The organism is Vibrio sp. QJM3NY_21, from assembly GCF_057785975.1.
In genome coordinates, this window is record NZ_CM173514.1 from 1468364 (window position 1) to 1489376 (window position 21013).

15 protein-coding genes are annotated in these 21013 nt (G+C 44.6%); 6 read left to right on the top strand and 9 right to left on the bottom strand.

Annotation, left to right across the window (positions count from 1 at the left end):
- Together AC3CID_RS22020 and AC3CID_RS22025 are read right to left on the bottom strand one after the other, a co-directional pair.
- Window positions 1-2064 (bottom strand): MacB family efflux pump subunit, encoded by a 2064-nt coding sequence (locus AC3CID_RS22020; RefSeq protein ID WP_488527473.1) that lies wholly within the window; start codon window positions 2062-2064, stop codon window positions 1-3.
- Between the two features lie 2 nt (window positions 2065-2066).
- Window positions 2067-3299, bottom strand: coding sequence for an efflux RND transporter periplasmic adaptor subunit (locus AC3CID_RS22025; RefSeq protein WP_488527474.1), 1233 nt, complete (start codon window positions 3297-3299; stop codon window positions 2067-2069).
- Between the two features lie 723 nt (window positions 3300-4022).
- On the opposite strand from AC3CID_RS22025, the gene AC3CID_RS22030 reads away from it, so the two are divergent.
- Genes AC3CID_RS22030 through AC3CID_RS22040 form a run of 3 tightly spaced genes read left to right on the top strand, consistent with a single transcriptional unit; the run spans window position 4023 to window position 8384 of the window.
- Window positions 4023-4730 carry an ABC transporter ATP-binding protein gene (locus AC3CID_RS22030; RefSeq protein WP_248398664.1) on the top strand — a complete coding sequence of 236 codons (708 nt, stop codon included), beginning with the start codon at window positions 4023-4025 and terminating at the stop codon, window positions 4728-4730.
- Window positions 4731-4734: 4 nt separating this feature from the next.
- Window positions 4735-7269, top strand: a complete 2535-nt coding sequence (locus AC3CID_RS22035; RefSeq protein WP_488528005.1) for an ABC transporter permease — start codon at window positions 4735-4737, stop codon at window positions 7267-7269.
- On the top strand, window positions 7269-8384 hold the full coding sequence (locus AC3CID_RS22040) for a lipocalin-like domain-containing protein (RefSeq protein WP_488527475.1): 1116 nt from the start codon (window positions 7269-7271) through the stop codon (window positions 8382-8384). Before AC3CID_RS22035 ends, AC3CID_RS22040 begins: the two co-directional genes overlap by 1 nt.
- 76 nt (window positions 8385-8460) lie before the next feature.
- Here AC3CID_RS22040 and AC3CID_RS22045 read toward each other — a convergent pair whose 3' ends face one another.
- From AC3CID_RS22045 to AC3CID_RS22070, 6 genes are all read right to left on the bottom strand, one after another.
- Window positions 8461-9492 carry an HlyD family secretion protein gene (locus AC3CID_RS22045; protein WP_473577731.1) on the bottom strand — a complete coding sequence of 344 codons (1032 nt, stop codon included), beginning with the start codon at window positions 9490-9492 and terminating at the stop codon, window positions 8461-8463.
- Window positions 9492-9800 (bottom strand): hypothetical protein, encoded by a 309-nt coding sequence (locus AC3CID_RS22050; protein ID WP_016785541.1) that lies wholly within the window; start codon window positions 9798-9800, stop codon window positions 9492-9494. The genes AC3CID_RS22045 and AC3CID_RS22050 overlap by 1 nt, the downstream gene beginning before the upstream one ends.
- Window positions 9801-10004: 204 nt before the next feature.
- Window positions 10005-12359 carry an arylsulfatase gene (locus tag AC3CID_RS22055; protein WP_010432891.1) on the bottom strand — a complete coding sequence of 785 codons (2355 nt, stop codon included), beginning with the start codon at window positions 12357-12359 and terminating at the stop codon, window positions 10005-10007.
- Window positions 12360-12589: 230 nt separating this feature from the next.
- Window positions 12590-13435 carry a LysR family transcriptional regulator gene (locus AC3CID_RS22060; protein WP_065206740.1) on the bottom strand — a complete coding sequence of 282 codons (846 nt, stop codon included), beginning with the start codon at window positions 13433-13435 and terminating at the stop codon, window positions 12590-12592.
- Window positions 13436-13438: 3 nt separating this feature from the next.
- A complete protein-coding gene (locus tag AC3CID_RS22065; protein ID WP_488527476.1) occupies window positions 13439-14764 on the bottom strand; it encodes an anaerobic sulfatase maturase in 1326 nt (441 codons plus the stop codon).
- A gap of 297 nt (window positions 14765-15061) precedes the next feature.
- A complete protein-coding gene (locus AC3CID_RS22070) occupies window positions 15062-16195 on the bottom strand; it encodes an OmpP1/FadL family transporter (protein WP_248391934.1) in 1134 nt (377 codons plus the stop codon).
- Window positions 16196-16870: 675 nt separating this feature from the next.
- Between AC3CID_RS22070 and AC3CID_RS22075 the strand changes: the two genes are divergently transcribed.
- Window positions 16871-17800: a LysR family transcriptional regulator gene (locus AC3CID_RS22075; RefSeq protein ID WP_054545821.1), complete on the top strand. Its 930-nt coding sequence runs from the start codon at window positions 16871-16873 to the stop codon at window positions 17798-17800.
- Window positions 17801-17879: 79 nt separating this feature from the next.
- Here AC3CID_RS22075 and AC3CID_RS22080 read toward each other — a convergent pair whose 3' ends face one another.
- Window positions 17880-18944, bottom strand: a complete 1065-nt coding sequence (locus AC3CID_RS22080; RefSeq protein WP_488527477.1) for an alpha/beta hydrolase — start codon at window positions 18942-18944, stop codon at window positions 17880-17882.
- Between the two features lie 258 nt (window positions 18945-19202).
- Here AC3CID_RS22080 and AC3CID_RS22085 point away from each other — a divergent pair, with 258 nt between their 5' ends.
- Window positions 19203-20294, top strand: a complete 1092-nt coding sequence (locus AC3CID_RS22085; protein WP_054545823.1) for a calcium:cation antiporter — start codon at window positions 19203-19205, stop codon at window positions 20292-20294.
- Between the two features lie 67 nt (window positions 20295-20361).
- The gene (locus AC3CID_RS22090) at window positions 20362-21012 is read left to right on the top strand and encodes a DedA family protein (RefSeq protein WP_065206737.1); all 651 of its coding nucleotides are present in this window, start codon (window positions 20362-20364) and stop codon (window positions 21010-21012) included.
- The last annotated feature ends 1 nt before the right edge of the window (window position 21013 follow it).

Consider the following 21013-nt stretch of genomic DNA (forward strand, 5'->3'; position numbering starts at 1 on the left):
TTATCCTCGAGATAACGCGTCCACCGGGTTTAATCTTGCTGCATTTCTAGCGGGTAAGAAACCGAAGAGCACCCCGATCAGTGTTGAGCAAATAAAGGCCGCAATAATTGAGTTGGTCGAATAAATCATACTCAAACCACTGCTCGTCGATGAGACAATCAAGCCCACAGCGTAAGCTAACCCTATACCCAAAGCGCCACCACACAAACACACTAAAACGGCTTCTATTAAAAATTGTCTTAGAATATCCGCTTGCCTTGCTCCAACTGCCATGCGAATGCCGATTTCTCGCGTTCGTTCGGTTACCGACACCAGCATGATGTTCATAACACCGATGCCACCCACCACCAATGAAATAAAGGCAATAGCCGAGATAAGTAAGGTCATCGTTGATGAAGTTTGTTCGATATTTTCTCTGACCGTATCCGTATTGACGGTAAAAAAGTCTTCTACACCATGGCGCATTTTAATTAAATTAATGATCGCTTGCTCTGCAGCGGTACTGGATACTTCATCGCTCACCCTGACCGTAATATCATTAACGTAATTTTGGCTATAAATACGAGAATTTACCGTGCTATAAGGTAGCCAAACATTCAGAGCATCACTATTGCCAAACGCCATTTCTCTTGCTTCGGTAACCGCGATAATACGCACTGGCAAGCGACCTAAAAAGATGACTTTGCCAAGTGCTTCACCATCAGGGAAAAGGTCATTTAAGGTATTGTTATCAATAACCGCCACTTGCTCTAGTGCATCGATACTTCCGTCATCAAATAGCTGCCCTTGTGCGACTTCAAAACCTCGAACGCGAAAGTAGTCAGGACCAACACCTTGCACTTCTGCTGTCACCGCCTCATTACCATAGCGCACCGCCACATTCACACGCACAGTCGGTGTCACACTATCAACAAAGGAGAGATTCGTTAAAGCGTTTGCATCACTTGCTGTCAAGGTTCTCACTCGCCCTGCACGCCGGTCGCCCAGCCCAGAGCCAGGTTTGATTTCAATAGTATTAGTGCCCATTGAAGCCATTCGTGACAACACCTGAGCTTGAGAACCATTACCAATCGCGACCACGGACACCACAGACGCAATACCGATGATGATCCCCAGCATCGTCAGAAACGTTCTTAGTCGATGGCTTCCCATTGCGGATAGCGACATTTTGAACGCTTCAACAACGCTGAACCACTGTGCAGAAAATGGCTTTGATATAGGTTTATTGACACTTTGTTTCTCTTCGATTCTTGTCGACGAATCATCCGTTACCGAGCTAGCTACTTTCGAACTAGCTACCGTCGAACTAACCACTGCCGAACTAGCTACTGCTGAATATTCAGTTGAGGCGCTATCGTTACTGACATCGTTACTGGCATCGCTCGTTATATCACTCACGATTTCTCCATCAGAGATCTCGATTACGCGCTCCGCGGAGGCGGCAATCTTAGGGTCATGAGTAACCAGAACAATAGTATGCCCTTGTTGATGCAACTCACGAAGCAAGTCCATCATCTCTTTACCGCTATGGCTATCGAGAGCCCCGGTTGGTTCATCGGCAAGGATCACCCTACCGCCATTGATCAAAGCGCGGGCGACACTAACTCGCTGTTGTTGCCCACCACTAAGTTGACTTGGCTTATGATCCATTCGCTCCGCTAGCCCCAACCTTTTTAACAGTTGCTCAGCTCGTGCTTGGCGGGACGCTTTGTTTTCGGCTGAGTAAAGCGCAGGGATCTCGACATTACCGATAGCAGTGAGATCATCTAACAAATGATAACGTTGAAATATAAAACCAAAATAGTCACGGCGTAATTCCGCTAATTGGTCAGGGTTCATTACCGATGTATCTCGACCATTAACAAGATAAGTTCCTTCGCTAGGAGTATCTAAGCAACCTAAAATATTCATTAAAGTCGATTTACCCGAACCAGATGCACCCATTATCGCGATCATTTCACCGCGACGTATGGTTAGGTTAACGTTGTTCAATACCGTTAACTGATCATCACCTGCAGGAAAACAACGACTGAGTCCTGAGATTTCTAATAGAACGTCACTCATAACTAAGGTCTCCCGCCGTTACCTTGACCGCGACCTCCATTACCACGACCACCTTTCTCTGACCCTAATGTCGATGACATATCAAAACCTGATGACGATTTGGTGTTCGCTTGACCAATAACAACTCGATCTCCTAGCTCTAGTCCATCCAGAACTTGTGCATACACTTTATTATTGATGCCAATCTCAACATTTCGCATATCTAATGCGCCTTCAACTAAAACAGGGACACGATAACGATTCTTGCCGGGAAGCTTTTTAGTCAGGACTTGAGACGGAACCAATAGTGCGTCTTGTGCATCATCTAGTACGATCGAGACTTGCGCTGTCATACCAAAGCGCAGCAACCCTTCCGTGTTATCGACATCAAATACCGCGTTATAATAAATAGCATCATTATCACCAATGTTTAGCTCGCTATCGTCGCCAGTCAAAAGGGTTGGGCCAGGCTCAATTGATTTCAGTTCACCATAAAAATTGTGTTGTGGCGCGCCTAAAATCGAAAAATACACTTTTTGCCCCATCGCAATGTGAATGATATCGGCTTCAGACACTTGTGCCTTGACCGTCATAACATCAAGTTGAGCGACTTCAACAATGGAAGGTGTCGATTGATTTGTGTTAACGGTTTGCCCCTCTTCAACAGAGACATAAACAACCGTGCCATCAATCGGTGATTCGATCTTTGTATAGCTTAAATCCAGTTGAGCATCATCGACACTGATCAACGCTTTCTCTTTTTCTGCAACCAGTTGGTCGAGTTCGGCTTCATAAACAAGAAGTTCGGCCTCTGCAGCATCGTACATGGATTGCGAGCTGGCATTTTTTATCAACATCGCTTTTTGTCGTTCAAAGGCAAGCTGTGACTGATAAATCTGCGCTTCTTTCGCTCGGTATTGCGCATTAATGTTAGTGAGTGAAGCGTGGGATTCTTTCAATGCATTTTCTTGTGAAAGGTTATCAATCTGAGCAATGACATCGCCGGCTTTAAGTGTGTCACCGACCGTCACGGCTATCGACTCTAACTTGCCTGAGACTTGCGCGCCCACATTCACCATTTTGTAGGGATATAGCACACCGTTAGTGAGCACCACATCTTCAATGTTACCGGCGCGAACAGGCTCCGTAGAATAAGTGACGGTTGAAGCATCATTCTTCATATAAAAATAAGTGGCGACAGCACCGATAGCGGTAACAAGCAAAGTGATCGTCACTAACTGTTTGAGGTTTTTCATGCGCAGGTTTTCCCAATTTTTTAACTGTGATTAGGATAACGAAAAAATGTGAGGGAATTTTGTGATAAGACATCACTATAACTCATTGATAATAAATGAGTTAGGTCGGGTTGGGTTGAATTGTGTAGTGAGTGTGTGGCGATAAGAGAAGTTCCTAGCCACGACCCAGGAAATTCTGCACCATTTCTTTTTTCAAACTTGTTGTCATGAGTCTATATCAACATAACCATGCGCTAAGGCTTCGTTGGAGAGTATGTATATGGTTAACATGGCTAAATATTCTATCGCCAATAGGGTTAGTTCTTTCTTTTTGCCATTCATTAGGTTTTGTATATCAAAATTACTTGAACATATTTATTCGAACTTCAAGGCGTAACCCACAATGGGGCAAAAACAAGCTAGCAAAACAACACCAACCCACCCGCTTTCATAAATAAAACGTTTAATAATTTGAGCCATGATTTATTGCACTTAAACGAGATCACGAACCGTCTGACGAAAAATTCAAAGCCTCCGAGGTGACTCTAAGCTCCCACCACCAACTGTATTCTCCCCCCACACTGATCTATTTCCCTCTTTTTGAAGTACAAGTTATTAATAATTCGATATAAATCGCTCTGTTGTTTGAAATTGTTGTCTACAGTTTTATAGAGCTTGTCGCTTCAGTAATTGCCACAAGTAACGACACCTTTTGATGGTAAGTTTTGGTTATAAGGAAAGGAAATGGAAAGCCCAATTGTCACACTCACACATGCCAGCAAAAGCTTTGTTGATGGCAAAGATACCCATCACGTATTGGAAGGTGTCGACTTCGCTTTGGCGACAGGGGCAAGCGTGGCTTTGACAGGGGCGAGTGGCAGTGGAAAGAGTACTCTGCTGAACATCATTGCGGGGTTTGAGCCTCTATCTGGTGGCGAGTTGTGGCTCGATGGCGAGAACACATCAAATTGGAAAGACCCACAGTGGAGCCGATTCCGCCATCAAAAATTGGGTGTTATCTTTCAACAGTTCAACTTGCTAACGCCACTCAACGTAAAACAAAACATCGCCTTCCCTCTTCATTTAAATCAACAGAAATGGAGCGACTGGTGCGACTATTTAGTTGATGCATTGTGTATCAGCGATCTACTCGAAAGACACGTATCTGCACTCTCTGGCGGTCAGCAACAACGGGTGGCAATAGCGCGTGCACTTGCCCATAAACCCAAGCTACTGCTTGCCGACGAACCCACAGGCAACCTCGACCACAAAGCAGGTTTAGAAGTAATGAGGCTGCTGAACGAAATCACCACACAAGGCAACACTGCTGTGCTTTTGGTCACGCACAGCTCGGAATGTGCCAGCTTTATGCAGACAAAATTGATGTTAGATGATGGTTGTTTAAAGAACGTAGATCGAACCCAAGCCAAAGAGCAGCAACGTTGTGAGTAATCCAATGAAGCAAACTGGCTTCGCACAGAGCCAGATCACCCATACTAAACTGACGTTGAATCTATTCTCGGCGCACTATCGTCAATCACCATTGCAAGCCGCAGCGATTCTGATCGGCATTGTGTTAGCGGTCACCTTGTTTGTCGCAGTGCAAGCCATCAACCTCAATGCCAAGCGCAGTTATGCAGAATCGACCGAGCAACTGAGCGCCCAAGCACAAAACCTTATCATCCCACCAGCAGGGCAAAACTATTTGCCAGAATCGCTCTACTTCAGCTTAAGACAAAGTGGATTAAGCGCAGCGCTACCCGTTATAGAAGGGCGAGTAAGAGACGAACAAGGTCTACGTTGGTCAGTTCAAGGCAGTGAGTTGATCGCCGCCCTCACTTCAAGAACTCGTCACTATCGCGTCGACGATAAAAGCAATACTCAAACCAAAGAGCCAAACATTTCCCTGTTCGACAATGCCTTACCTTTGCCGCAACTCTTAGCGGGTGAACCCATTGTGATGATGAGTCAATCTCAGCACCAGAGTTTGGACGAAGTGGACACGCTCACTTTAGATGAAGTACTCACCAAGGTTGTGGTACTGCCAGATGAATGGCAACTGGGTAGCCGAATGTTGATGGACATTGGATTCGCTCAGCAATTGCTTAACAAGCAAGGGCAACTGAGCTACATCGCTGTTTTTGACACTAAGAGCGACACTAAGAGTAATACTCAAGATAAATGGCAGAGCCTCATAGGCGAGCAAGGGCAATGGATTTCCAACAACCAAAGCACAGATCTCGGTTCAATTACCGATAGCTTTCACCTTAACCTCACCGCCATGAGTTTGTTGGCGTTTTTGGTTGGCCTATTCATCGCTTACAACGGTGTGAAATACAGTTTGCTGAAACGTAATCGGCTGTTGGTGCAAATTCAACAAGCTGGGATTTCGCCGGGCATCGTGTTTTCAGCTCTGTTAGTCGAGCTGACTGTTTTAGTCACACTGGGCGCGTCGCTTGGTTTCATTCTCGGCATTCAACTCAGCCATTGGCTACATCCAACCGTCGCGATAACGCTTGAGCAACTTTATGGTGCAACACTGCTTCCCGGCACATGGCAGTGGCAATGGTTAGTGCAGGCACTGCTACTCACGCTGGCCGCAACGCTTGTCGCGTGTTGGCAGCACTTTAAACAGCGGGTACGACAACCCCTCTCTTCCCATGGCGGTTTCTATCAAGCGCCGGAAACGTCTAACGAAAATCAGCTGTTTGTTATCGGGTCAGTATTAACCATTGTCGCGTTAGCAGGGTTATGGCTGAGCGAACACCACCGCTTCACCATGGCATGGCTCGGTGTGTTAGTGGTGTCGATTCCCTTGTATCTCCCCAAAACGCTCAGCGTGCTAGCGAATTGGAGCGAAAAACGCACCCAATCGGGGTTGATACAATATCTATTTGCTGAGCTGCGTGAACTTATCTCCCCTCTCTCCCTTGCCATGATGGCATTGCTTCTCGCCGTCACCGCCAATATCGGGATGAATACCTTAGTCGGTAGCTTTGAATCCACGTTAAAACAATGGCTTGAACAGCGCTTACACGCCGATATTTATGTTAGCCCTGCCCAAGCTGAAATCGCGAATGTGGAACGTGCGTTAGAGCAGTTTGAAAATGTTGAAACCGTTTATAAGCAATATTATGTCGACGATAACTTGCAGGGCTTACCGACTTTGCTCGGCACTAAAGACAAAGACACACTTGAGCAAACCATGGTGTTCCAATCACGCGTTGATGACTTCTGGCATCGCTTTTACCAAGGTGAGGTGGTGGCGATCAGCGAACCGACTGCTGTGAAGCTAGGCTTGTCCCTAGAAAGCCTACTCAAGCTCGATGCGCTCCAAGACAAAACACTCATCGTCGGGGCGATTTTCCACGATTACGGCTCACCGAATGGTGAAGTGTTGCTTGCACCTGATTTATGGCTTGAAAGCGGCTTTACTGACCTACCCACTAGCTTAGGGGTCAAAGTCTCTGGCGACCCACAAGTGGTATATGAACAGCTACGCCAACAACTCAATTTGCACCCTAGCCAGCTTTACGATCAAGCACAGATCAAATCGATCGCTTTGGATATCTTCTCACAAACCTTTGCCATCACTCGGGCGCTTAATGGCGTCACATTAATGGTGGCAGTGATTGGGTTGTTCTGCGCCTGTTTCATGTTGCTCGATGCACGCAAAGCCGCCATTGCAAGGCTGTGTGCGCTCGGTGTTAGTCAGAGAAAATTGATGGTGATGGTAGTCGCGCAAATCGTTGTTCTGGTCACCTTCACTCTGGTTATCGCCTTACCACTCGGCGCTATGGTCGGTTATGTGTTGACGGACATCGTCACCCTGCGCGCCTTTGGTTGGAGCTTAAATTACGTATGGAATTGGAGTGACGCACTCAGCATCGCAGCCATCACCATTTTAGTGGCTGTGTTCGCGACCTTGATTCCACTGTGGCGTTTGGTCAGCAAACCCGTGGTATCCAGTTTACAGAGCGAGGTGTTGTGATGAATCGACCAATAAAAGTTTTCCTTCTCACACTTGGCATCTTGCTCCTTTTAGGGTGCGAGGAGTCCACTCAACCATCAGCTCAAAATATGGGTTCGATACTCGGTACTGAAACACAAAAAGAGGCTGAGCAATTCACGTCGGTAGTAAAAGGCGTGGAGATCACCTTCCCTGCCGACCATCAAGCACACCCAAGTTTTCGTCATGAATGGTGGTATTTAACCGCTAACCTTATCGATGAGAATGGCAATGCTCTCGGCGTACAATGGACACAATTCCGCTTCGCGGCTGCCCCAAAGGACAGTTCGAATAGCACTAAGGAAACTACGTGGCAAAGTCAGCAAATCTACATGGCACACAGCGCCGTCACCACCAAAGACAAACACTACGCCGATGAGAAGTGGTCACGCGACCAAGCTGAACTCGCAGGTGTAAGCGCTTCACCATTTCGGGTCTACCTCGATGATTGGCAATGGACGTCGACGACCGATGATCTGTTCCCAACGACATTGGTCGCTAACTCGGATCAGTTTGGATACTCGCTTAAGTTAACCAACAACGCGCCTTATCAAAAGCAAGGCGAACAAGGCTACAGCACCAAAAGTGGCGATGGCAAAGTGGCTTCCTATTACTACAGCCAACCATTCATTAATGTATCGGGCGAGGTAATCATCGATGGAGTCACGCATCAAGTTTTTGGCAAAGGTTGGATAGACAGAGAATGGAGCTCGCAGTTTTTACTCGACTCGCAACAAGGCTGGGATTGGTTTGCACTAAGGCTGAGTAATGAAAGCAGCTTAGTCGTGTTCCAACTGCGAAACTCAGCAACAGGTGAAGCCAGTTATTCCCATGCAAGGTTAATGCAGCAAGATGGCTCTGGCATCGCGATTAAGCAACAAGACATCAACTTAACCGCCATCAAGCAAACGGAAATCGATGGAAGTGACTACCCAACAAAATGGCAAGTTTCAATTCCAACTCAACAAATCGAACTGACCGTTTCAGCTCTGAATCCAAATACCAAAATGCCGCTGTCGGTTCCCTATTGGGAAGGCCCGGTCTTAATTGAAGGAACTCACTCTGGTACAGGCTACATGGAGTTGACTGGGTATTAATCAAAAAAGCAGCGTAAAGAACTATCCGCCTTTATGCTGCTTCATCACTCTATTCAAAGTTAACAAATGAAAGAGATTAAATAGCCAATAGATACGATTTAACAGACGCAAGACGTAAAGTGGCCCCACCAATGATGTCTATAAAACCGAGTATAGGGTAAGGCTTAGACGCACTGATCCATGCTGAGCCTGTCGCGCCAATCGGTATTTTTTTCATCGTTTCTTCATCAATTTCTAAAATAACGGTTCGACCAATTGCTGGAGAGCCCCTTTGAATGTGTGCCGAAACTCGCTGCTCTTGTGGGAGTAAATTTCCTTGAGCCTCACCGGTTGCTTTTACTTTACTGTGAACACGAGAGCGGAAAATTTGCCCCGGAAATGTATCAATAAAGAACTCACTAAACTGACCTTTTTCGATATTGGCAAACGCTTGATCAGGGATACGCATTTCGACAAATTTCTTCGATGTATCCCACACATGCAGAGAACCAACTCGAGATCCATCAGCAATAAAAACATGGGTGATCATGCCATTAAATGGCGCTCGAACCGTAAGGCGGTCAAGGTCAAACATCAAGCTTTGTTTCTTAGCGAGCAAGCCATCTTTCTTGGCGTGCAACACGTTCAACTCAGCCATAAAAAACTCAACGTTGTCTTGAGTTTCTTCTAACTCTTTAAGGCTAACATGTTGCTCTAAGTTCTGGTTACGCGATAGGTTTCGCTTAGCTTGGGCCACTTTCACTTCTTGAGCTTCAATGGTTCTATCAATTTCAATCAGACCAGAATCAACCTCAGAAATCGACGCAGAGATCAGATCATCTTTGAGAGTGTAAAGCACTTCGCCCTTTTTCACATCGCGATTATGGTCAACGTATATTTTGTCGATATGTTGGCCAAGCGCTGGAGAGAGCACTGCATGAGGTGCTTTGACAGTGGTTGAATTGGTCAAATCAATCGGCGAATAGAAACGATGGCCGACAAACAAACTCACCAGTAACAGCAAGCCAATCACAACAGACACAAAGTAATTCTTAGGGGTTCGTTTGAGTACATTAAATTTGAATAACAACCAAACCACTAATATGTAGGGAAGCATGATCTCTTTCATTACGAAGCGCCTCTAATCCACTGTTGTAATTTATCCCAGTCCGTCACAATCGCGAGCACCGCAATAATCCAGAGCGGTTTGTAAAACATGCCCAATATGCACAGCCAAAAAATCAACTTGGCCTGAGCCAAACCACGCTCTTTAGCAAGGTGTTTGGGAATAGAATGGACATACCATAGCTTGCTCAATGTCCATACAAGGATGCCCAATGTGACTGCCACAATGAACCACATGAACAACGTCGATTCTAGAATGTTGTAGACCGAAGGATACGCATCGTAAACCAAGGTAGTTGGATGAATCTTCATACGATTTCCTAAATTATCATCCCGTCTCTAAGGCAAAGCCATTGGGACTATTCCAATCACTTAAGTACTTATGCACCTATATATTTATGCACCTATATACTTATGCACTTATATATTTACGCACTTAAGTACTGAGCCCGGAATGAACGAAAAAAGCCGTCTATCAATACCCATTGTCATCGGTATCAATAGACGGCATACACTTTATTGTTCTAGGTACTTAACACGAACTTCTTTGATTTTGCCGTCAAATTTGAACGGCATATCATCATAATAAGCTTGTGATACTGGCGAGCCTAAATCAGAGCCAATATCAAACCCATCATTGAATGAGAAGAACGAAGGCGCTGTTTTTGGAACCACACCAGAGGCGAACGTTTCACCATTCACCTTGATGGTGATATCGAAAGGCGTAAACGGCCCCGGCTTAGTCGCTTTAGATTCAACTTCTATCGTCACTTCACCTTCTGGTAACACTTTCTCAGATTGGATATGTGTGTGTTCCATCAAAAACAGGTTGTACTCATAGTTAAGTTTTCCGTCTTTCACGTACACCGTCATACCACCTGAGAATGCACCGACCGCGTAGAGCACACCATTCGTATCAGGAGTAACCACCGCATCAAACTCGACGAGCGTAGAACGGTTGCCGACTTTTGGTGCTGCAATTTCAGGGATTCTGGTGATTTCATCAGGATACGTCCATTGCGTATATTTACTCTCTGGCGCATCTTGCGGGCTGTGTGCTGCAGTAGACCATAATGATCCACCAATCGGGAATGCTTTGTTATCCTGCGCTTCTTGCTTGAAAATCGCCTTCATTTCTTCCAGTTTTTCAGGGTACTTATCAGCCAGATCAACCGCTTGAGACCAGTCCTCATCAATGTGGTATAGCTCCCATTTATCCGTCTCAGGACTCCACTCTCTAAAACCTTCAGGCATACCTTGAACCCAAGGAGCTCTTGGCCCAAACGCACTCGCAAACCAACCATCATGATAGATACCGCGACTGCCTAAGATCTCAAAGTATTGGGTTTTCTTCTGCCCTTTCACATCCGCATCGTCAAACGAATAAGTCATGCTTTTACCATCGATTTCATCTTGAACATGACCGTTGACCACTTTAGGTGGTGTAATGTCTAAAATGTCGTAGATAGTAGGCGCGATGTCGTTAACGTGATGGAATTGCGAGCGTGGCGTCGCATCGGGTTCAATTTTCGCTGGCCAACGCACCGCAAGAGGTTGACGTGTTCCACCAAAATGAGCCGCAACTAACTTGGTTGATTTATAAGGGGAGCTGCCTGCCCAAGCCCATGCCGCATGCGCCATATTCTCGAATTTAGGACCGCCTAGCTCATCAATTGAACCGACCTTGTTCATCGCTTCAATTTGTTGCTTTGTCGTGGTTGGAATGGCGTTTTGAGCGAGCAATTCAGCAAGCGTGCCGTTTTGCCCTTCCGATGACGCGCCATTGTCACCCCACAAGTAGAAGAAGACAGTGTTGTCTTTGTAGCCAAGCTCATCGATTTCATCGACCAAACGACCAACCTGAGCGTCGGTATGCTCAATGAAGCCGGCGTAAACTTCCATTAAACGTGCTTGGAATGCTTTTTCATCTTCAGGTACATCGTCCCACGCAGGCATACTTTCTGGCCTTGGTGTTAGCTGCGCGTTTTCAGGAATCCAGCCCATTTTCTTGGCTTTTTCGTATACGTCTTTTCTGTATTCATCCCAACCAGCGTCGAATTTGCCCTTGTACTTATCAGCCCATTCTTTGGTTACATGGTGAGGGCCGTGTGCCGCACCACTAGACCAATACATCATGAAAGGTTTGTCAGGCTGCAGAGACTTGTGCTGACGCATCCACTTGATCGCTTGATCCGCAAGATCTTCACTCATGTGATAGCCTTCGCGGTGGATTTTTTCTGGATCAACAAACGTGGTGTTTTCCACCATAGTCGGTTCATATTGAGATGCACCAGCACCAACAAACCCATAGAAATATTCAAAACCATAACCCGTAGGCCAATTATCAAAAGGCCCCGCAGCTGTGGAATCTAACGGGTGAGTGTTGTGCCATTTACCAAAAGCAGAGGTTGAATAACCGTAGTTTTTAAGTACTTCAGGAAAGGTCGCACTGGTTTTCGGGATCACCCCTGCATAACCATCCCAATCGTTAGCGTATTCCGCAATAACACCTGCGCCAACACGGTGATGGTTTCGACCAGTAAGCAATGAAGCTCGTGTAGGCGAACACATCGCTGTCGAGTGGAAACGGTTGTAGGAAATACCTTCACCAGAGATTTCATCTAATGTAGGCGTATCGATTGGACCGCCGTAAGTCGACGTTTGGCCAGGACCTACATCATCAATCATCACGATGACGATATTAGGAGCATCTTCAGGTAGATGGTTGGAAATAGGACGCTTGTTATGAGTAGATTCAGCAAGAGTATGTTTGGCCACCGAGGTCGATGGCTGACTAGGAAACGGTAAGACCTCTTGTGCGACAGAACCCGCAGCAAAACAAGACATCATGATGGCACTAAGCTTTTTCATTCGGACACCTTTGAGAACAGGAATTAACTCCGGTCTACCTGTTGTGCTAAAGACATCCGTATACCGTCATTTAGCGAAGCAAAATAGATCAGAGATGTAAAACTCAATGGCGAGGGGTCAAAGAAAATAGCCTCAGCACCAATGTAGTTTTTCAGTGCTAAGGTTATTCAAAAGGGGGATATGCAGGTAGAGCGTGGCGTTTATATCAGCAATAAGTGGGGTTTATAGTACTAATCCGCGCATTCTAGGTGGGCTCGAATCGCTTCTCTAACTTTTATGTGGTTTTCTGTTTTTTGATAGCGTCGATGGTAAGCCAGACAGTATTCCAATGGCTTATGCTCTATCGGGTTTTCCAGTACTTGAAAATTTAAACGCTCTTGCCAATTGAGTGCAAGATGTCTAGGCACGATCGCAACTCTATCGCTGATGGTGACATCAAGCAGCATCGCTGAAATTGAATGGGTCTTGCATTGGATATTCCTACTTTTTGGACTCTCCAAGCGGATATGTTCGAATCCATCCATTCCTTTCCATTGGGTGGCTAATGCGACATGCCCCTCTTCATAGAATTGATTCCGTGAAATATGACCATGAATTCTTGGATGGTCACGACGGCACACAATAACGGTCGATTCGCTGAATAACGGCTCAGTGACAATGGAGTGGTCTTTGACCATAAATATGCCCACGGCTAAATCGACAGATAACGATTTAAGTTGGTGCAGCAGTATTTCCTGATCTAATGGAGTATGTTCTATCATCATTGACGGTAGAACGGGCAAATCCAATGCCAGCGCCTCGTTCACATAAACCGAATAAGTAAAACGCTCACTCAAGGCATTTTGTATTTCATCAAACCCAACGCGAAATCGAGCGGCTAAACGAATGGCCATCGCGGTCGGTTTCATCGTCCGCCCCTCTCGATAAAACAGGGGCTCACCAATCTCTTGTTCCATTCGCTTTATAGATGCACTCACCGCAGGTTGTGTGATACCTATGGTTTCAGAGGCTTTGGTATAAGAGTGATACTGGTAAACTTCTAAGAATACTTTTATCAAATTCAGATCAAAATCCATGGTTTACCTTCTTACTCCGCAGCAATGTTTGTATTTTATACCACTTCCACAAGAGCAAGATTGATTACGACCAATGGTCACAGAGCTTTTGCTTACAACTGCTGTCAGCTTCACATCTTGATAAGCCAATGCCCACATGATTTCATCTGCAAAACGACCAACAGATAATAGCCTACGCATTTCTTTCATGTATTGAGCACTGTACTCGAAAAATTTTCTATAGCCTTGGCAAAAATAATTATGCCCTGGATGTCCGCTTGAACTGCGTTCAAAACGATGTTTTGGACACCCTCCATTGCAGGCAAACTGAAATGGGCATTTTTTACAGTCGGGAGTCAATGTTGTTTGTTTTTGTAGACCGAATTCAATGGCTTGCTGGCTGTTATTGCATTCAGAAATCGATTTATGATGAATATTGCCCAAACGATGTTCAGGGTATACATAATGGTCGCAATTGTATAAGTCCCCGTTCGCCTCAAGAGCAAAAGCATGACCACAACGTTCAGTAAAATGACACATTCCAGATTGCTGTCCGCACCAAGCACTCAACGTACTATCAAACATATTCACAAAAATGGAGCCCACATCTTTGCGTACCCATACATCAAAAATATCACAAAGAAATTCGCCATAGGCTTGCGAAGGCACCGACCATGACGTGACTTCCGCTAAAGGCTCATCGGGTAAGACAAGTTTTAAATCCGTTTGAGAACATGTTTGCTTCGTTCGTTCGACCAACGGAATAAACTGAATATACGTTGAACCAATCTCTTTCAAATGCTGATACACCCGCTTTGGATGTTTCACATTTTCATTATTGACGACGGTAAGCGTATTAAACTCAACACCATGCTTTTTTAACAATTCGATACCTTGCATAACTTGAGCATGTGTTTGTTTACCCGAGCGGGTGACTCGGTAAGCATCGTGTAAATCTTGCGGCCCATCAATGGACACACCGACTAAAAAGTGATGTTTTTTGAAAAACTCACACCAAGCATCGTTAAGCAAAATGCCGTTGGTTTGAAAGGTGTGTTCAAGTTTTTTTCCCTTTCCGTACTGTTCACATAACTGCATGGCTTTTTCAAAAAACGCGAGCCCCATCATTGTTGGCTCACCGCCCTGCCAAGTAAATTGAACATGGTTGTTGCTTTGAGCTTCAATGGTCTGCTTTATATAGGAACTTAGCGTGTCATCACTCATTCGCCAGTTTGTTTGACGTTCAGGATAGAGTTGGTGTTTTTCAAGATAGAAACAGTAACTGCAATCAAGATTACAGACAGAGCCGGTCGGCTTGGCCATTACGTGACAATTGTGAGGTGCTTGCATGAGTGAACCTTATAGTCAGCCCATCCATTGTGGCTAATTAGTGAGAAGCGTCCATAAGTGTGTATCACCATTCTATAGGTTCAGTTTCTGGCTAAATAGTCGGTGGTGGTTACATTTACTATAAACAGGATTTATAGTTCATGCCTCTAAATAGCTCAAGTCCACGACCACCGACAAATATCGACACATTTTAGTGATTAACCAAAGCCTTCTTCTGCTCTTTACTCTTATATTCTTCTGCTTTGGTTCTGGGTGAGTTTAAAGTGTATAGCTCGGCATCTAGGCTTGTTAAACGAATCAGTGACGATAAGAAAGAGTCACAAAGTGAATACGGTTATCTTCATAACTTCCTGTTGGCTGGAGCGTCACGTTGTCGGCTGTGATATCCGCTGTTCCATTATTTTGATATTGATACGCTAAACCTAACTTGTTGCCAGATTCAAGCTCATACTCACTACCAAACCCAACGCGCCATTGCTGGTCAACGGGCAGTAGTACGTCTCGCTCATTCTCGTTCACTGGAGAAGAGTCGTAGCTAGCGCCACCATAAATCGTAAATTTATCCATCTTATGCGCCGCGCCAACGCCTATAGAATAGGTCCATGAATATTTGTCATCATAATCTTCCCAGTTTTCAAACTTAGCGTTAACCATTAAATCAGTTTGTTTGGAAAGAGCATGCTTAAGCCCCAAGTCGATACTAGTAACCCAAGATAAATTCGCTGTTGGATTCACATCTAGCGACGTTTCAATATCAATTTCATGATCTGTTTTATGCCGATATTGCAGACCCAAGTGTGTATTGTCGCTCAACGTGTAGTACGAGCTCAGTGCAAAAGAAGGGGCAACACTGTCACCGGTAGCAAGTTCTTCCAATTGAGTGTTCACGCCACCAACGACGTCTATTTTCATGTATTGAAGAATCAAAGAACCGCCAAGGGAGAGCTTGTCTGTAACTTGATATGAAACACCAGTTGTAATATCGACGACAGCAATAGCGTTCTCTGAAATGGCATTGATTGGATTGGCGCCGACACCATTGCTATATTCAGCACCTAAGCCACCCGCGGAATGAAGACTAATTCCAAGTACCGCTTTCTTATTCACTCTTTTAGCATAAGAGGCGTGAGGTGCGATTAACCCCTTTGAGGCTTCAGTGCTCTCTCCTGAATCATCACGAGTGAACTGGTTGAACACATTGATATACTGAGCGCCCGAAACATACGAGCGATCTTCAATGCCAGAAAGTGCAGCAGCATTTGAGATTGTTGCAGAAGAGTCAGAACTGTTTGTAACGTTGGCGGCCCCTGCTGTTGCAACGCTTTTGGTTGTCGCTATTTGAGACATGCTTAAGCCAGCACTATTGACCCAAAAGGGGGTAAGAGTGGCACATGCAACCACAACATTGAGAGCGACTTGCGTCATCTTCATTTTATAGATTCCTTAGGATGTTTCGAGAGAATTTTTCGGCGTATTGCACACATGCAACAAGCCCACACTTGAACCATCCGCAATAAAAGCTAGAGCGTTCACGTAATTAGTAATTAAGTGGCGCCCGAACCTTTCTTGTCATTCAACTCAGCCACAAACTCAATATTGTCTTGGATTTCGTTTAACTTAGACCAATTTCACTTGTAGATTTTCGATGCCCCGATTCATATCCGCATTTAACGTGTCATCACTCATTTAACAATTGATTGGGTGTCCAGGACAGAGTTGGTGTGTTTCGAAATAGAAAAGGGAGTTGCAACCAAAATGACAAACAGAACCCGTCGACTTGGCCATTAATGAAAACGGTCCATATAAGTGTGTTCCGCTATTCTATAGGTTCAGTTTTGGTCTAAATAGTTGGTGGGGATTACATTTGCTATAAACGGGGTTTATAGTTAAACCTTACGGCGTCGTCTTTATACGATTTATATTTAGTGTGATAATAAGAGTACGCTTTTGTAACCAAAACTAACTTTTTTGCTTCTTGAGGTAGTTCAGTTGGATACCAACAACTTATGTTGCTCAAAGCCCACTTCACAACTGCGGACAAAAATGAGTTTGCGTCACCCTCGTTCAACACTACAATGGAATTCTCTCAATAGTTAAGGACTGACGATGAAAGAACTTCGCGATTTAGATTTAAATCTACTGAAACTATTGCAAGCGGTTGTAGAAACACGAAACACACATCAAGCCGCAGACAAACTAGGGATATCACAAACTAGCGTCAGCCGTGGTCTAGCTAAGCTGAGAGAAACGTTTGGCGATCAACTGTTTATACGTAAAGCACATGGAGTAGAACCTTCTGAACTAGCTGAAAAACTGGCAGAAGCGGCCGATGAAATGTTCACGCCATTGGTTAAAGTCGTTGAGTCTTATCAAAATTTTGACCCTCAACAGTTCACCGGTGAAGTATCGATAGCAATGAACATTTTCCTGCTAGAGCAATACGGTGATGGTATTTTTAGTGAGCTGCGAAGCGTATTACCTAATGCCAACTTCAAACTGGTTTACTGGCAAGAACAAAGCTTGAGTGACATGCTTAATGGCCAAGTTGACTATATGCTCCACTTCGCCCAATTCCCATTACCACAAGAAATTTATCAACATAAATTGAAAGAAATCAAGCTGAGCCTTATTGCCCGCAAAAACCACCCTGTGCTTAGTAACGGCAGTGCTTGGGAAGATATTCACCACCTTCCTATAACTCGGATACTCGCAGATGGAATTAACTCGAAGCGTGCGCCAGTTGAAGACCTTTATTTAGCGAAAGGCTACAAGGCTAATATTGTGTTATCCACTCATAGTCTTCGAGTTTTACTTAACAAGTTAAAACACTCTGATGCCTTTTCATTCGGCAGTACCTTCATGACAGAAAATGAACCAGAGTTGAGTTGCTATCCTCTTCCTGTTGTCCCTAGAGAGATGAGGTCCATTCAAATTAACGGTGGCTACCTACAATCTAAACGTGGCTTCCCATTGAACCAACTGTTGCACCAAGCGATGCAAAGCTTCTTCGATAAAGTGGTGCAACCAGAGAAGTAACTCTTGAACATCAAGTTACTTCATATCGGTCACTTATTTTGGAGCCTTTTGTAAACTAAAACTAAAACTAAAACTAAAACTAATTGATATGCTTATTGAAGAATAAGCCAATCTCTTTGATAGCATCTTCCGATTCAGGCATGTCCGCAACGAGTCCATTCATATAATCACCATGAGACTGACCATCATAAACGTGAAGCTCAGTCTCAACATCAGCGCTGCGCAGTAATCGGTGCATTCGAACCGTATCACTCAGTAATAAATCACGAGTTCCTGAAATAAAAACAGTGGGTGGAAAAGCATCTATATTTGCGTAAATAGGTGAAATTATTGGGTTATCCAATGCCTCACCATCAGCATATAAATCAAATGTCGCTTGAATTAATCCTTCACGATGACCTAATGAATCTAGCCCCTTCAATGTGTGCCAAGTATCCGATGTTTCTTTCAAATCAACCGCAGGTGTGCCAACAAAAAGCGCTCCCGGAGCCGGTAAATCCATATCTTGTATTTTTAGTGTCGTTGCCAACGTTAAATTACCGCCCGCAGATGTGCCAAAAATAGCCGTCGATTCTGCTGTTTGAGTTTTCATTAGCTCTTTCCAAACGGCAACGGCATCATCAATTGCAGCTGGAAATGGATGTAATGGTGGCTGACGATAATCAACTGAAATCACTTTTGCCCCTAACCCATTCGCGACCCAAATTGCCTCTCGAAGTGCCGATTCACCCCCACCAAAAACAAACGCGCCACCATGAATATGAACTAGCCACTTATCTTTATATTCAGATGAGACTATTTTGGGCGTGACAAAAAAGGTATCTACTCCTGCAAATTTTTTTGCTTCATACGTGACTTCAAAACGTTCCGCTACTGATTTAGCGAGTTCAACTCCGGGCGCATCAAACATGGACTGAAATTCAAGCCACGCCTCTGTACTTTCAGGGACAGGAATCTCTGGGATACTGCCTCTACCTTCGATCATTTCAGCAAACGTTGTCGATATCCCCACAGGCGTTGGAATCGTGCGCTCAGCCAAGTTGATATCAGCGATTACCGAGGTACTTGAAAGACTAAGTACAAGCGCAGAGACAAGAGTAGTAGGAATTAAATTAGTCGGTATACATTTGCGTAATGTTTTCATTGTGACTCCAAAGGCAACTTATGAACTGCAGTTTGTTAACGCCATTATTGAAATCAATGAACTTAAAATCGACGAATTAGAGAAATTCAGAATTGGGGCAACAATTGAAGCATTTATGAATTTCTCTAATTCATATTCAACCTCTTCCCACAACCATAAGCTATGAGCAAATCACTACCTTATGGAGGACGTAGTGAACATTCGCGAACCGACAAAGTCACTAGGACCTTACGATGTTGGTCTCAACGAGAAGCTCAAATGTATAAGATTTTAAAACAAGAGAAAACGCTGCTCCTTGGTATTTTGACTGTAATATTCTTCAAGACTTTAGGTGAAAGCATGCTGACCTCAAGTCTCTCAATCTTCTCTTATGTCATCACTACCGCCGTCCTCTTTTATGTCTCAATGACCGCCATTTTTGCGGTGGTTCGCCACTCAGACTCCTTAGCAATTAAGTTGGGAGACCCATTCGGCACCCTTATTCTGACATTGTCAGTCATCTCATTAGAAGTGATTATGATCTCTTCTGTCATGTTGACTGGCGATCCAAATCCAGTTCTTGCCCGAGATACGATGTTTGCTGTGATCATGGCGGTATTGAATGGCTTTGTCGGTATTACCTTATTAGTTGGTGGGATGAAGTATCACACCCAGTCCTACAATTTGGATGGCATTAAAGCGTATTTGGTTGCCATTATTCCTCTTGCGATGCTCTGCTTGATCTTGCCAAACTTTACCAGCAGTAGTGACAATGGAAACATGTCATTGAGCTTGATGGGCACATTAGTTCTCGCATCCATTGCGTTATATGGCGTATTCCTGTTCGTACAAACACGTAGCCATACCCACTTCTTCATTGATGCCGACAATAAAAGTGAACATGACCACCACGGCCCTGTAAGTAGCAATCTATTTCACACCGTCATGTTAATTAGTTACTTACTCATCGTAATACTTCTGGCAAAAGGTTTAGCCATTCCAATTAACGACAGCATTAGCGTTATGGGCGCTCCGGCAGCCCTTGGTGGCCTTATCGTTGCCCTTATTATTCTCGCGCCAGAAGCTGTTGGTGCCGTCAAAGCCGCTCTCACAAACCAGCTACAGCGCGCTATCAACCTGTTCTTCGGCTCAGTATTAGCAACGATTGCACTGACCGTACCGGCCGTTTTATTGATCTCTGGTGTAATGGATCAGCCCTTGAAATTAGGCTTAGAACCCGCAGAAATGGTGTTGCTGGCCGCTACACTTCTCATGACCAGCGTTAGCTTTAGCAGCGGTAGAACCAACTCGTTGAATGGTGCGACCCACCTTGTCCTCTTCTTCGCTTATTTAATATTGATGTTCGACTAACACGAAACACAACAGCCAGATAGTTAGTTCTGGCTGTTACGTCGTTTGATACCATTAAGGAAAGAGTATGAATGAAATATTATCCGCCATTTGGATACAAGATTTTGACACGCTACTTGAGATCAACTCACTCCATATCTTGCTGCTACTGCTTGCGGTTGTGTTATTTCTAGAGTCGAGTTTTGTGTTTTTGCCTCTCCCTGGGGATGGACTGGTCTTGTTTGTAGGTGGACTAGTTGGATTAGGTGCTGTGGATTTTTATACCGCCCTGACTGCTCTCAGCTTATCGGCTTGTTTAGGTACCATTATAGGTTATCTACAAGGACGCTGGTTAGAAGGTTCACGCTTCATGAACAAAATTGAAGTCGTACTGCCTGAAGATTCATTACCTAGAGCAAGGCGCCTTCTCAATAAATTCGGGTTCCTATCATTGTTCGTGTCTCGCTTTATTCCTTTCGTTCGAGTTCTAACCCCTATGCTGATGGGCATTGCACACCTGAGCTTTATACGCACAGTCATGATCAGCATGACCAGTTCCATCGTGTGGGTGTTAACCCTGCTTTATGCAGGAAAGTCCATTATGCGTCACCCGTTTCTACATCAACATCAAGAGCTCATCACCAAGTGGTTTCTCTTCACCAGCTTAATGCTGATGGCAATTGCTTTTATCACCTTGTTTATCCGAATAATTCGCAAACGTAATCACATTGCAGTGTAGC

Excerpts from the sequence above, each read along its gene's own strand:
- AC3CID_RS22020 (WP_488527473.1), bottom strand. The coding sequence starts at position 2,064 with ATGAGTGACGTTCTATTAGAAATCTCAGGACTCAGTCGTTGTTTTCCT.
- AC3CID_RS22025 (WP_488527474.1), bottom strand. The coding sequence starts at position 3,299 with ATGAAAAACCTCAAACAGTTAGTGACGATCACTTTGCTTGTTACCGCT.
- AC3CID_RS22030 (WP_248398664.1), top strand. The coding sequence starts at position 4,023 with ATGGAAAGCCCAATTGTCACACTCACACATGCCAGCAAAAGCTTTGTT.
- AC3CID_RS22035 (WP_488528005.1), top strand. The coding sequence starts at position 4,735 with ATGAAGCAAACTGGCTTCGCACAGAGCCAGATCACCCATACTAAACTG.
- AC3CID_RS22040 (WP_488527475.1), top strand. The coding sequence starts at position 7,269 with ATGAATCGACCAATAAAAGTTTTCCTTCTCACACTTGGCATCTTGCTC.
- AC3CID_RS22045 (WP_473577731.1), bottom strand. The coding sequence starts at position 9,492 with ATGAAAGAGATCATGCTTCCCTACATATTAGTGGTTTGGTTGTTATTC.
- AC3CID_RS22050 (WP_016785541.1), bottom strand. The coding sequence starts at position 9,800 with ATGAAGATTCATCCAACTACCTTGGTTTACGATGCGTATCCTTCGGTC.
- AC3CID_RS22055 (WP_010432891.1), bottom strand. The coding sequence starts at position 12,359 with ATGAAAAAGCTTAGTGCCATCATGATGTCTTGTTTTGCTGCGGGTTCT.
- AC3CID_RS22060 (WP_065206740.1), bottom strand. The coding sequence starts at position 13,435 with ATGGATTTTGATCTGAATTTGATAAAAGTATTCTTAGAAGTTTACCAG.
- AC3CID_RS22065 (WP_488527476.1), bottom strand. The coding sequence starts at position 14,764 with ATGCAAGCACCTCACAATTGTCACGTAATGGCCAAGCCGACCGGCTCT.
- AC3CID_RS22070 (WP_248391934.1), bottom strand. The coding sequence starts at position 16,195 with ATGAAGATGACGCAAGTCGCTCTCAATGTTGTGGTTGCATGTGCCACT.
- AC3CID_RS22075 (WP_054545821.1), top strand. The coding sequence starts at position 16,871 with ATGAAAGAACTTCGCGATTTAGATTTAAATCTACTGAAACTATTGCAA.
- AC3CID_RS22080 (WP_488527477.1), bottom strand. The coding sequence starts at position 18,944 with ATGAAAACATTACGCAAATGTATACCGACTAATTTAATTCCTACTACT.
- AC3CID_RS22085 (WP_054545823.1), top strand. The coding sequence starts at position 19,203 with ATGTATAAGATTTTAAAACAAGAGAAAACGCTGCTCCTTGGTATTTTG.
- AC3CID_RS22090 (WP_065206737.1), top strand. The coding sequence starts at position 20,362 with ATGAATGAAATATTATCCGCCATTTGGATACAAGATTTTGACACGCTA.